We start from the raw sequence: 12,972 nt of genomic DNA on the forward strand, positions 1-12,972 counted from the left end.
TCAAAAGCCGGGAAGACTGGACGTGCGGGCTCTGCGGGTCAGGTGGGTTTGCTGGCACCGCTTGCGATCAATCGATTCGCGGCGCGGGCCGCGACGGCCATGATGGTTAGTGCCGGGTTGGCACTCCCCTGGGTCGGCAATACGCTTCCGTCTGTGATGTAGAGGTTGGGTACGGCGAAGCTGCGGCAGTCCGCGTCGACAACGCCATGCCGTTCGTCCGCCGCCATCCGCGCTCCCCCGACAAGGTGGGCAAAGCGTTTAATGGTGATGACTTCCTCGGCACCTGCACCTTGTAGGATCTTCTCCATGGCGCCCTGGGCCGCTTGCATCAGCTGGCGGTCATTGTCGCACTGGGAGTAGTGGAAATGCGCCACTGGCATTGAGTTCCTGTCCTTCTCCGAGGCAAGCGTCACGCGGTTGTCGGGCTGCGGCAAGAACTCGCACAGCGCACCCAGACAGGCCCAGTGCACGTAGTCGCTCATGTATTCACGCAGCTTTCCCCCCCAATGCCCCTGGGCAGCGACGTGCTCTGCCCACGTGATGGGCAGGGGCGATACCGTCTGTATGGAGAAACCGCGCTTGTACGGTTTGGACGGGTCGGTTTCGTAGAAGTCCTCAGAGCTGACTTCCGGCGGCGGGGCCTTCCACATCCGTACCTCTGGCTTGAACCTGCCCGCCGTCTGGGGTGCCCCCTGGACCATCAAGTATCGCCCCACCTGGTCGAAGTCATTGCATAGCCCCTCAGGGAATCGTTTGCAGGCGGAGTTGAGCAGCAGGCGTGGGGTCTCGATGGAATACCCGGCGACGGCGACGATCCGGGCACGCTGGAAGCGGGCCCGTCCGTGCCGCATGTAGTGCACCCCGGTGGCGTTGCCCGTTTTGTCGTCAATTTCGATCCTGGTGACCATCGAGTCTGCCCGAACTTCCGCCCCGTGGTGCAGGGCGTCGGGGATATGGGTGATCAGTGGTGACGCTTTGGCGTTGACTTTGCAGCCCTGAAGGCAGAAGCCCCTGTAAATGCAGTGCGGCCGGTTTCCGAAGCGGCCATTGGCGATCGCGACCGGGCCAACCTTGGCCGTTATGCCGGACGCCAAGGCACCCCGCAGGAACAATTCGCCGTTGCCGGAAACAGGGTGGGGACTGTGGGGATATGAGTGTGGATCGCCCCACGGCCAGTGCTCTCCGGCTACTGGCAGTTCTCCCTCGATGTCCTCGTAGTAGGACTTGAGTTCCTCATACTCCAGGGGCCAGTCGGCGCCGACGCCATCGGCGCTGTGGGTATGAAAGTCACTGGGATGGAACCTGGGCGTGTAGCCGGCGTAGTGCACCATGGAGCCGCCCACGCCTCTGCCGGAGTTATTCGATCCAAGGGGTACCGGATCGTCCCCGGAAATGATCCGGGGTTCGGTCCAGTACAGGTGGTGCGAGCCTGCTTCGTCGCTCACCCAGTCACGTTCGGGGTCCCAAAATGGACCTGCGTCCAGGGCCACAGCCTTCCAGCCTGCGCGGGCCAGACGCTGGAGCAGGGTTGAGCCGCCCGCACCACAGCCGACGATCACTATGTCGACCTCATCCTCGTCGCGAAACTGCTTCATGTCGGTACGCATGGCGTGATTTGTGCCCGGCACGGGAGGCAGCAGCCATGCAGAGGCATTGCGATCTTTTACCGAAGGCATCAGCGTCGCCTTCCTGTTCCGGACTTGGCGTTGTGTTCCGCAGGGTCCTGGGCCGGTCGTGCGTCGGCCACCTCGAAAGGTTCCCGTGCGTTGAGGCCGAGATTCTTGTACCCACGGGGATAGGCGGGCCCGGCGAAACCTATCTCATCCCAGGCCAAGGGGTGGGAGTAGAACGCCGTGCATGCGTAGCGCGTCCACAAGCTCCAGACCCGCGACGCAGGGCGGCCCCGCCACTTTTCCGCGGCCTGGATGTCGGTCAGGAGCAGCGATTGTTCTTCCCAGGAAAGCTCGGCGAATGGCCTTTCGTGGCGTTCACGGGCCTCGGCGTCCAACTCGGCCAGGGTGCTGCGCCACGCAGCAGGGTCCGGTTCCATGTCTTCGTAATGCCAGCCGTCGGTCTGGTCCTCAGCCAGGCGAGCATCGACCATGTTGACTACTGGAACCCGTGGCTCGTGGCGCTGGTCAAGCAACTGATCAAAAAGTGCCCTTGCTGTTGCTTCCTCTGCAACGGTAAAAAACCGGAGGTCTGTTGGCCGTCCGAGGCGGGCCAGGACCACACCCTGGGTCACCCGGTCCCAATGCTGGGACTGTCCTTGCGCGTCGAAGCCGGGAAAGCGGCCGCCGCCGTCCTTGGGGTCAAGCGGGAGTGCTGTCACTTTTCCCTCCTCAGTACTGCGGCAAGCAACCCCATCCCGCCGACCAGCGTTACAAGAAGCGGTGCCAGTAACGGTGGTCCCATCTCCATGTTGTAGGTCAGGTTGGAGAATCCTCCCGGCTTCTGGGCGATGCCCCGCGCGTGCAAATACGTTCCCTGCAAGCCATTGGCTACGATGGCCGCGGAAGCCAGGGGGAGCGCTGTCTTGGCCATCCGCTTGCTGAAGATTCCGGCGATCCCGGCAGCCGCGCCCACAGGACCGAGGGCGACCGGGAGCCACATCAGTTTGTTGCCGAAGCTTGCCTTGTCGTGTTCAAAATATATTTCCGCTGCCGTAACCAAGGCACCGACCGCGGTCAGCCCGGAAAGTGACCGCTCAAAACGTCCGGTTTCCACATTCCGGATCATGCGGTCTATCCCATGAACGGTTGCCTTTGTTGGAACTGATGTCTTCATGCCGCTCCCCGTCCTCATCCTGCTTCTTTCATTGGCAAAATCTTCGCTGCACCACGCCCCCGGTGCTGACCCCCATGTGGGCCCGTCAGCACTGCATCATCCCCGCCAATGTGCCCCCGGAGGCTGGAGCGCCCGCTTTGCGGCGGCCCGCAGCCGCGAATTCCATCCCGGCGAACAGCGCTGCAAGCACGGCGTCCAGGGCGGCTGCCCTGCGCCGACGCCGATCGGCGATGGCCAGCGCCACCATGCTGACCGAATGCAGTGAGTCCACCACACCGGCACCCAGGTGGAGCGCAGCGGAGGTTGGGGCTGCTTCGACGATCAAGGCTTGCATTAGGTGCCTGGCCCCCAGAACGCGCATTACGACGCGGACATGCGCATCCGGTTGCTGGCCAACCGCAAAACGGAAGATCGGTCCGGGAAAGCTCGTCTGGCACAGGCCATAGGCCGCCCGGGTGGTCTCCAAGGCCTTCATCGCCGCCGCTTTCCCAGAAACATGGGGAACAACGTCAACAACCCCGCTGCCGCAGCTCCGCCCGCCGCGAGAATGGTGCCGTGGTGCTGGGAAGCCCACAGTTGAACACTTCGCTCTGCTGATCGGGCGTCGAACGCGCCGTGGGTACCGAAGTCACGCTGTTCGTCGGCCGCTTTCCAAAGGTTGACGGGTTGTTCGGGGTCGCGCGGTTGCGGCCTTTGCTGGGATTTGAATCCTGTCCGGGCAAGGTACCTGTCGAGCAGTCCGGGGGCAACGGCATTGGCCACCAGGGTGCCCATGGTGCTTCCCCCAACCCAGTACTCCCGGCGATGGGGGTGGGCGGCGGCGTAAAGGACGCCACGCGCCGCGACCTCGGGCTGGTAGATGGGAGGCACCGGCTGGGCTTTGTTCGGCAGGCGGGAAAGCACCCAGCTGAACTGTGGGGTATTGACAGCTGGCATCTGCACCATGGTTGTCCTGATTGGGCTTCGATCGTGAAGGAGTTCGCACCGAAGGGATTCGTTGAAGCCCTGGATAGCGTGCTTTGCACCGCAGTAGGCGGACTGGAGCGGAATTCCCCGGTAGGCAAGAGCCGAGCCCACCTGGACAATGGTGCCCTGTCCCTGCTTCTTCATCCGGTCCAGAGCGATCATTGTTCCGTAGACGTAGCCAAGATAGCTGACCTCGGTGACGCGCTGGTACTCTTCGGGTTTGATTTGGTCAAAAGGAGCGAAGACTGAGGTGAAAGCTACGTTGACCCAGATGTCGACGGGACCGAGTTCCCGCTCGACGCGGGTGGCTGCTGCGTCGAGGGCATGATGGTCGGAAGTGTCCACCGCGATCGTCAGTGCCCGTCCCCCCGCCGCTTCCACTTCCCTTGCCGCTCCGGCCAGCCCTGCTTCTCCCCTAGCGAGCAGGGCGACTGAGGCTCCCTGTTGGCCGAAGCCGATAGCCGTGGCCCGGCCGATACCGCCGCTCGCGCCCGTAACAACTACTGTCTTGCCTTTGAAGGTGTTCATGCGTGCTCCTCGTCGTTCCTCGGTTACTTCGCCAAACATCCGGTTGATGGTGCTCGCCGTCAGGAACCCAGGCCCCGCCACGGGGGCGGAGGATCCGCCAGCCGCCGCGAGGTTTCGAGCATCGCCGCGTGCACAAAGGCCTGCGGGAAATTGCCACGAAGCTGGCGTTGCTCGACGTCGTACTCCTCCGTGAAGAGGCCGGGGGAGCCGCAGGCGGCCCGGTTTCTTTCGAACCAGCGGGCTGCTTCGGTGGTCTCTCCGCGTTGATGGAGGGCCATGGCCATATCAAAACCGCACAGCAGGAAGGCTCCCTCAGATTTGGCCAGGGCCCGTCCATCCTGGCGGAAGCGATACAGGTACCTGTCCCGGGCCAGGTTGTCCTGCACAGCTTTGAGGGTCGCTACGGACCGGGGGTCATCGGGCGGAAGAGCACCCCGGATCACCGGGAGAAGCAGGGACGCGTCAACGCGATCATCATCCGGTGCACGTTGCCACCGGCCGCTGGGATGCAAGCAGTCGTTGGCCACGTCCGTAATCAGCGTGTCAGCCTGCGAGGTCCACTGCGCCCCCTGCTGTGGCGGGGCGTTACGCCCTATGGCCCGCAGGCCTGCAGCGCAGATGAGGCGGGAGTGGGCCCACCTGCGGTTGTCGAGTTCCCACATGCCCGCATCGGGTTCCTGCCACCGCGCCATGATGGCATCCGCGCAGATTTCTGCCGCCTTCCAGTGCTCAAGGTCCAGCCGGTCATTCTCTGCTGCTGCGGCGAACAGCAGCAGTGACTCCCCGAATGCGTCCAACTGAAACTGGTTGTTGACCCAGTTCCCTGCCCGGCCGGCCCCGCCAGGATACCCGGGCAACCCAACGTCCCATTCATCCGGTACCTGGCCGCCCTCGGTCGTATAAGCCGGGCGCATTCCCGGTCCGTCGGTGAGCAGTCTGGAGGCAACAAAACCCACCGCGTCATCCAGCAGTGGAAACATCTTGCAGGCCGCGACTGCTTGGCCGACGTAGCATTGGTCCCGGATCCACGCGTACCGGTAGTCGTAATTCCTCTTCTGCTCGGCCCGCTCAGGCAAACCCATGGTGGACGCGGCCACCATCGCTCCGCCCACCCCCGTCATTCCGCGCAAAACCGCATATGACTGTCTGCAGTCATCGGCAGATATCGTGTTATCGAACCGGGGGACCACCGAATGCCAGGCGTTTTCCGTGGCACTCCAGGCCGGCCCGGGCTCCACCGGCTCCACGGGCAGTCGGTGATCGGAGATTTCCAGCACCAGATCCTGATAGTCGCCCTCCACGAGCTCAAAAACCGCTTCAAGACCATGTTCTCCAGACTTCGCCACTGAAGCACCGGCCAGACGGACCCTCAAATCCCCGGAGCGGGCAGTCCAGACACCGTCATGGCAGGAAAGGCGGCCCATCTTGTGCCTGCCGAAGTTCGCCCGCGCGTCCAAAATCATCCGCACCGACGCAGGACCCAGAACAGCAGAAATCCGGCGCAGCAGCACCGCCCGGGTTGGGTCCCCGGGATATGCCAGCGCTTCCCGGCATTCGATGATTCCCGCCCCGGTTACCCACCGGCTCACCCAAATCAGTGTTCCGTCCTCATACTGTCCGCCCCATACATAACGCGGATCAGTCGGACTTACTGCGAAGGCCCCGGGACCGCCCAGAAGACCCGAGAAAACGGCATCGTCGTGCCAGCGCGGCGCGCACATCCACACCACGTCGCCCCGGGGACCTATCAAAGCAGCCCGGGCACCGTCAGCAACCATTGCATACTCCCGCAACACATGTGGGGGAAAGCCTGCCGCGGGGTCGAACATACCACCGAGTCTAGGGGTAATAGTTGCCCAAGCGCAATGGAAAACCGTAGATTGGTCGGCCGCACACCGAGGTCCACTGTCTTCCCTTCAGGGCTTAATAGGGCGGTCGATGCGTCGGCTGCCTCCAGGGGCTTTCTCCCGTCCAGAAGACCCAGTGGGCTAGAAATTTCCTTTCAATTGCGCATGCGCAATGATATGTTATTTGCAATTACCCGAGGGAGCTCAGGCCCTGCCGGAACCGGAAGAGCCAGAATGGAAGAATCCCACCGCACGGCAACTCTTACGCGGCGGCTGGCCCGGTACGGTTCACTTTCCATCGATGCGACGCCAAACGAAGACAGGATTAAAGGGAGGGACTGGCGATGGCTGGGTTTTTGGGCGGGATGCGCCGGAGCGGCAACGGCCTGCTGCTGCGTGCCTCCGTTATCGCGGCGGTGGGTGGCTTACTGTTCGGTTACGATACGGGGGTAATTTCAGGGGCGCTGCTCTTCATCAAGAGCGATCTGAACGCGAGTGCAGTCGCCCAGGAATGGATTGTGTCCTCCCTGTTGCTTGGTGCCATGCTTGGTGCCCTGATCTCCGGGTATCTCGCGGACAGGATCAGCCGGAAATGGACCAAGGTGATTTCTGGCTCCATCTATGTCGTCGGCGCTTTGGGATGCGCCCTTTCGATTAGCGTTCCCATGCTGATCGGCTTCAGGTTCCTGCTGGGGGTATCGGTTGGGACGGCATCCTTTGTGGCGCCGTTATATATTTCCGAGGTAAGTCCGCCACGCGTCCGGGGTGGGCTGGTGTCCTTCAACCAGCTCGCGGTCACCGTAGGAATCCTGCTGGCCTACATGGTGAACTTCGTGTTCCAGGGCTTCACTGACAATTGGCGCTGGATGCTCGGCCTGGGTGTCGTCCCCGGCGCCGTGCTGGCCATCGGTATGCTGACCGTCCCACACACCCCTCGCTGGCTTGTGCAGCAGGGACGCGGCGAGGAGGCGCACAAGGTGTTGGAGCGCTTGCGCGAGGGCGTTGAAGGTGCGCAGGTGGAACAGGAAATCCAAGACATAAAAGAGGCCAACGATGCTGAATCCGCAGCGAAGGTTCGGGACCTGCTGAGGCCCGAGATCCGTCCACTGCTGTTGATCGGTTTAGGTTTAGCCGTTTTCCAGCAGTTCGTCGGCATCAACACGGTTATTTACTATGCTCCGACAATCCTCTCCGACACCGGACTGACAAAGAGCACCTCCATCACACAGACCCTGTTCGTCGGGCTGACCAACCTGATATTCACTGTTATCGCAGTGCTTCTGATCGACCGGCTGGGCCGGCGCAAGCTGCTGCTTACCGGGACGGTGGGGCTTACATTGTCTTTGGTGCTGCTGGCAGCCTATTTCAGCTTTGGGGCCCTTCAGCAGCACGCAAGCTACCTTGCCCTGGTGGGTCTGCTGCTTTACATCGCTTCTTTCGCCATCGGCCTGGGCCCGGTCTTCTGGCTAATGATCTCCGAGATATACCCCACGGGCATCCGCAGCAAGGCCATGTCCGTGGCCACCCTGGTTAACTGGGGCGCCAACTTCCTGGTTGCCGCCACGTTCCTGAGCCTCGGCCAGGTGATCACCCGCCAGGGTACGTTCTACCTCTATGCCGGTCTTGGTGTCCTGGCGTTCCTGTTTTTCCTGAAGAAGGTTCCCGAGACAAAGGACCGGTCTCTCGAGAACATCCAGTCCGACCTGATCGCGAAGGACTCCCCCGGGGACTAACCCCTGCTCCCCCAATGACGCCAGCCGGGGCTTTTGGTCCCCTTTGAAGGAAGCCCTTGAGATTTACCCACTACGCGAGGCCGGAATAACCAGCAGAAAGAGGACCGCATGCACCGCTTGTTTGACCCTCGGGCAAGCCAGAGATCCTCGGCGCACGAACGGTTGTATGCCACCATCGAGCTCACCTACACTGTGGTCGATTTCGCCGCTGCCGGCCTTTTCATCATCGGCAGCATGCTGTTCTTTTCTCCGGATGCCGCGGACCCGGCGCTCTGGTGCTTCCTCATCGGGTCCATCTGTTTCGCCCTTAAGCCTACGCTGCGCCTCATCCGGCAGTTCCGCTACCTCAGGCTGGACAAGATCGACTCACTGGCCCGGGACGAACAAAGCCACCGGTGAGGGGACCATCTTATGCGGACGTCACCACTGGGTATTTATTCAGCGTCTCGGTCTGGATGGCTACGGCGCGCCGGACCCCGGCCTCCTCCGATTCCGTGTCTTGCGGAGCAACCGGTTCGCCAGGAAGGCCAAACCACCGCCCGCAGCAATAGCGATGGAAAGGCCCAGATGTTCCAGGCTGCGGGACGAACTGAACCCCATCTCGGTTCGTGCCTTGTGTGCCTGATCCGCCACGGATTCCAACGCTACCGGGGTTGGGAGTTTCCCGAGCCACTGGCGGTCCCGGGTGTGGCGGCTAATTTCACCCGCAGTCGCGCCTGGGCCGCGCCCATCCAGGAGCGCGGCGCGCAGGCGGGCAAGTTCTTGTTGGACTGTGTCGGTGCCGTAACTGGCCATACCCAACAGTGTGCCCCGTGTGCTTCTTTTCGGCCAGTGAACCCCGCGAGGGCGGGCCTTCCACACATTGAATCGCAGCGGCGGGGTGTCCAATCGTCATCGCCAATCATTAAGGAGGACGTATGCCTGAATTTTTTCCCGCATGGGTGGTGATAACCCATTTTCTTAACCTTGCCCTGATGGTAATGCTCTTCCGGTCCGGCATAGAGGTTCTGTCAGCTTTCCCGAAGTTGTACTGGCATGATGACTGCCCGCCAGGACGTCAATGGCTGCGGTTGTCGAAGAAAAATTTCGGTGCCGACTCGCGTAAACCATGGTCGTCTCTGGACGAGGAGGAGTCCTGGTCACCGGTGATTGCCCTGCCGGGCAGAAAAAACCTCGGTCTGGGCCGGCATTGGCACTTCATGACCATCGAATTCTGGATACTCACCGGCGTCGTGTATGTCGCCACCATGTTCGTCACGGGCTATTGGCAGTACATCGTTCCCACCCATTGGTCGATCATCCCCGATTCGCTGAAGGCAGTCGGCACCTATCTGCAATTCGAGTTGCCGGCCAAGATCCCCGGCGAACCCTTCGAACCGGCACAAAAGCTTTCCTACTTCGTGGTGATCTTCATTCTGGCACCACTGCAGATTCTGACCGGTGCAGCAATGTCACCTTCCGTGCTTGCCCGCTTCCCCCGCTACGGCAAGCTGTTCGGAGGCAAGCAAGGAGCACGCAGCCTCCATTTCCTGATCATGTGTGCTTTCGCCGCGTTCACTGTCGTACACGTGTTCATGGTCATCATCCATGGCCTTCCGCAGGAATTCGCAGCCATCGTTCTCGGCAACCCCCACGGCGACCGCCGGCTGGCCACTGGCATCGGACTGGCCGGGCTCCTAGCGATCGTGATTTTCCACGTGGTCATCACTTGGTTCTCGCTGCGTTACCGTCGCCGCACGCAACGGCTTCTGGGCAGGATTGTGAATCCCTTTGAACGGGCCATATCCCGGGCCGGCACTTCGCGTCAGCGTTACTCCCGAAAAGAGATCTCCCCCTACTTCCGTGTTAACGGTTACCCGCCGCCAAGCAAGGACTACGAGCAGATGGCGGCCAACGGTTTCCGTGGCTACCACCTCGCCGTCGGCGGCCTGGTTGCAGAACCCATGTCATTCTCACTGCCGGAATTGCGGGAGCTCGGCGAGCAACGGCAGATCACAAAGCACAACTGCATTCAAGGATGGACCGCCATCGCTGAATGGGCAGGAATTCCCCTTTCCGACATCATGCAAAAAGTCAAACCCCACCCCGAAGCCAAGCACGTGGTGTTCTACGGCATGGACGACAAAGGTTTGACCGAAGGGGAAGGGCGCTACGGCTTCTACTACGCCTCCATCCCGATCTACCTAGCCCGGCACCCGCAAAGCCTCCTAGCCCTGGAGATGAACGGCGCACCGCTGCCAATCGAACACGGAGCACCGCTGCGGCTCAGGCTTGAGACCCAGCTCGGCTTCAAAATGATCAAATGGATCCAGGGCATCGAATTCGTCACGGACGTCAAGGACATCGGAATGGGAATGGGCGGGTGGCGCGAAGACCAGCAGTTTTACGCCAACGCCGCAGGGATTTAGCACTGTAGGAAACCCTGAACATCACGGCACAAACTGAAGCCTTGGAAGGCCGTGACTCCGGGGGCTGCTTGAAATCAACTTCCCCCCTGTCTTAGGCCGCATATCGGAGGCGGTTTCTGCGAAGCACCACAAGAATGCGGCAGAAAACAGCTCTCCAAAAAAAGAGCAATAGGCGGGTAAACTCCCCTCGCTTCGCTTGACAGCGTGCTCGAACAAGGCGGTGCTCGGCTCGGCGCGACGTCTGGGGGCCTAGGAGACCAGAGCTGGGCTGGCTCCCGTCCAGACGCGCGGCACTAGTCTTCGGACCGCCCCAGGCTGTGCTGCTTCGGTTTCGCCCGAAGTTTGGAGCAGTGTAGGTGCGACCGCGGCGTAGCTGTGGGCGGCGTTTTGCGAGTTGGGGGTGCCCGCCTTTGGCGCTCACCCGAGAGTGGGGTCGCAGCGAACAACGCCGCCGGCACCGCCAGGGCGGGCTGACGTCGATCGTTGTGCTGGCCGAATTGCCGGGCCCGGCCAACGGCAACACCACGAGTTCGGCTAGCTGGCACCGCTGCCTCCCATCAAGTCCCCGACGCCATCCTGAACCAGCCTGACCAGAGCATGGCCAGACCTCGGGGCACCCGAGCGTCAAGGGTGGGCTTGCGCAGTATGGTTCGGCGGGTGGAGAAGGAGCAAACCTTCAGAAGCCTATGCGTCATAACGGGAGTCGGGGCACCCGGGGGTTAGACATTCAAGGAGCGCCAGCTTCCATTTCTCAGCTTGTCCCGGATCGGACAAATCGTAGACGCGCTGCCACGTCGGGTACGCCGTCTCACCGCAGACCGGGCACATGGCGGTATAGCTCCGCCTCTCTTCCGTCGAGAATTCCCGATCAACCTCCATCTATCTATGCTAGATCGGCGCAGCGGGAAGAATGCAGCTACATGAGGTCCTTTACTTGCGCTGGACGTGAGGGCCTACATCGGCATGGACGGAAGCCAGAACCACTTGGAATACAAAGAAGGCCGCCCGGTGACGGGGCGGTCTTTACTGTTCCCTGCGTCGGCGTCTCCGGTACCCCTCGGAATTCCGCAACGAGGAATACCCTGAAGCTCGGCATGTTCAACCACACCTTCAGAGAGTCCTATTCCGGGTAAGGGACTGTGAAATCAACCCTGTACCTTGGCTTGACACGCCGGGCGGTTGACCCGGCGGGAAGTAGGCAGATAAGGCCGCGACACTTGAGGCTGTGCCGAGTAAAACATCCGCTGACAATCTGACAGACAAGTTCGAGGCCGAGGTCGCCCGCGAGCTGGTCAAGATGGCAATCTCAGCTCTGACGCTACCTTCATTACTCAACTAATGTTCATTGGAATATTCACTGGGTTTGTTCTGCTTGCCTACGGCGTTGAGCGCGCACCCTATCTGTACCGGCTGCCACGGAAACACAACAATGAAATTGCACAACTTATCAGAACAATCGATCAGAAAAACCAAAAGCGATTTCAAGTAGCCAAACGCAAAAAGAGACAAAGTATCGGCTCACAGAAGACCTCCTGCACCAGGTCAGAAATAAAGTTCTCTGGTTGGAAGAGGGAAACGTCCGCCTTGAACTTGACCACATACCCCCGCCGCTGTCGCCCGAGATTGACCCGCGCAAAACCCACCAGCTTGCGCTGAACAAGAAGCCAAAGGTTTGCTTCCAAGGCCAGACGCCTGGAGTCAGGGAGCGAATAACACACACCGTACGACCCGGATCCCACGCCGCGCAGAGGAAAAGGCTGGCCGATTTCGTAACCTGCTGTAGCCACCCCGCAAGGCCACCCTCATCGTACGGGCAGGCGAGGAAGTGCGCACACAGTACGATGCCGAGCCGACAACGCGGGCCAATGGTGCTCCGCGCAACAACGCCTGCGACACAGAACGCTGCATGGCCGCAGTTCTGTCCATCACGGCCTGATAAGCGGCAGCCAGGTAACTGACCAGAAGCTGCCCGGGAATTCCTCTCCCGGCATGGAGGCGACGTCGGCCCACCGGGTAGCCGAACAAGGCTCACATAAAGCAGACGTAAGTGTGGACGCTGTCCACACCCTCTTTGACAAGACAAACCGCGCACACCCTGCGCCTATGAGGTCACAAAAGCGGCTTCTCAACAACGGGTCCAACCATAATCCGCAACGTCATGTCGTCTTCGCTCCCCCGGCCCATGAATAGGTGTAGGCCCGCCGGGCCGACCCGACAAAGCCGGAAGCGAGGAACCGCATAACCCAGCAAACAGCACGCGGAGGGCCCCCAGCCAGGGCGCTGAACCCGCCACCCACACACCTGAATAGCCCCGCGGCGGCCAGGCCACAGCCCGCGACCCAACCCGTCAGGCGACGCGACCGCAAGCTTTGTCAACACGTCAAAGCAAAATCGCCCCTGACGAGGGAATACGTCGTGCCCGAGGTGGGACTCGAACTACATTCCGGCCCTTGCAAACACTGGGAACCCGCGAAAACGTGCGGAATCCGGGGCGGTTCAAAGACGGTAAGAGCCGATCCGGAGCCAAGGGTGTGGACAATGTCCACACCCTCTTTTGAGCTTCCTTCGACGCGTTAAGTGCCGCTCGTTGCACGTGTCCAAGCTCCGGTCTGAGCAGCTGACAGGAGTCAGCATGACAACAACAGTCCATGGAACATGCCCGCGCTCTTGGTGTCGACATCAGCTGCTGCCGGCGCCAAAAGC

General features: G+C 61.3%; 10 protein-coding genes. 3 read left to right on the forward strand and 7 right to left on the reverse strand.

Translation table 11 applies throughout. The features are described 5' to 3' along the window. Window positions 1-38: 38 nt before the first annotated feature. The 6 genes from AC4EEO_RS10500 to AC4EEO_RS10525 form a co-directional block, all read right to left on the reverse strand. Window positions 39-1,676 (reverse strand): GMC family oxidoreductase, encoded by a 1,638-nt coding sequence (locus tag AC4EEO_RS10500; RefSeq protein ID WP_491329803.1) that lies wholly within the window; start codon window positions 1,674-1,676, stop codon window positions 39-41. Next, entirely contained in the window at window positions 1,676-2,332 is a 657-nt protein-coding gene (locus tag AC4EEO_RS10505) for a gluconate 2-dehydrogenase subunit 3 family protein (RefSeq protein ID WP_463960781.1), read from the reverse strand. Before AC4EEO_RS10505 ends, AC4EEO_RS10500 begins: the two co-directional genes overlap by 1 nt. Then, window positions 2,329-2,787, reverse strand: coding sequence for a hypothetical protein (locus tag AC4EEO_RS10510; RefSeq protein WP_491329802.1), 459 nt, complete (start codon window positions 2,785-2,787; stop codon window positions 2,329-2,331). Before AC4EEO_RS10510 ends, AC4EEO_RS10505 begins: the two co-directional genes overlap by 4 nt. A gap of 85 nt (window positions 2,788-2,872) precedes the next feature. Continuing rightward, complete coding sequence (locus AC4EEO_RS10515) at window positions 2,873-3,121, reverse strand: hypothetical protein (protein WP_463960783.1); 249 nt, start codon at window positions 3,119-3,121, stop codon at window positions 2,873-2,875. A gap of 137 nt (window positions 3,122-3,258) precedes the next feature. Further along, window positions 3,259-4,281, reverse strand: coding sequence for an SDR family oxidoreductase (locus AC4EEO_RS10520; protein ID WP_491338815.1), 1,023 nt, complete (start codon window positions 4,279-4,281; stop codon window positions 3,259-3,261). Window positions 4,282-4,340: 59 nt separating this feature from the next. Continuing rightward, window positions 4,341-6,110, reverse strand: coding sequence for a glycoside hydrolase family 15 protein (locus tag AC4EEO_RS10525; protein ID WP_491338816.1), 1,770 nt, complete (start codon window positions 6,108-6,110; stop codon window positions 4,341-4,343). 362 nt (window positions 6,111-6,472) lie between these two features. Here AC4EEO_RS10525 and AC4EEO_RS10530 point away from each other — a divergent pair, with 362 nt between their 5' ends. The 3 genes from AC4EEO_RS10530 (at window position 6,473) to AC4EEO_RS10540 (ending at window position 10,269) form a co-directional block, all read left to right on the forward strand. Continuing rightward, entirely contained in the window at window positions 6,473-7,861 is a 1,389-nt protein-coding gene (locus AC4EEO_RS10530; protein WP_491329799.1) for a sugar porter family MFS transporter, read from the forward strand. Window positions 7,862-7,969: 108 nt separating this feature from the next. After that, window positions 7,970-8,260 (forward strand): YrhK family protein, encoded by a 291-nt coding sequence (locus AC4EEO_RS10535; protein WP_463960786.1) that lies wholly within the window; start codon window positions 7,970-7,972, stop codon window positions 8,258-8,260. Between the two features lie 518 nt (window positions 8,261-8,778). After that, on the forward strand, window positions 8,779-10,269 hold the full coding sequence (locus AC4EEO_RS10540) for a molybdopterin-dependent oxidoreductase (RefSeq protein WP_491329798.1): 1,491 nt from the start codon (window positions 8,779-8,781) through the stop codon (window positions 10,267-10,269). Between the two features lie 1,481 nt (window positions 10,270-11,750). On the opposite strand, the gene AC4EEO_RS10545 is transcribed toward AC4EEO_RS10540, so the two are convergent. Next, entirely contained in the window at window positions 11,751-11,951 is a 201-nt protein-coding gene (locus tag AC4EEO_RS10545; RefSeq protein ID WP_491329797.1) for a hypothetical protein, read from the reverse strand. Window positions 11,952-12,972 lie beyond the last annotated feature (1,021 nt).

This window comes from Pseudarthrobacter sp. MOO13 (assembly GCF_058267655.1).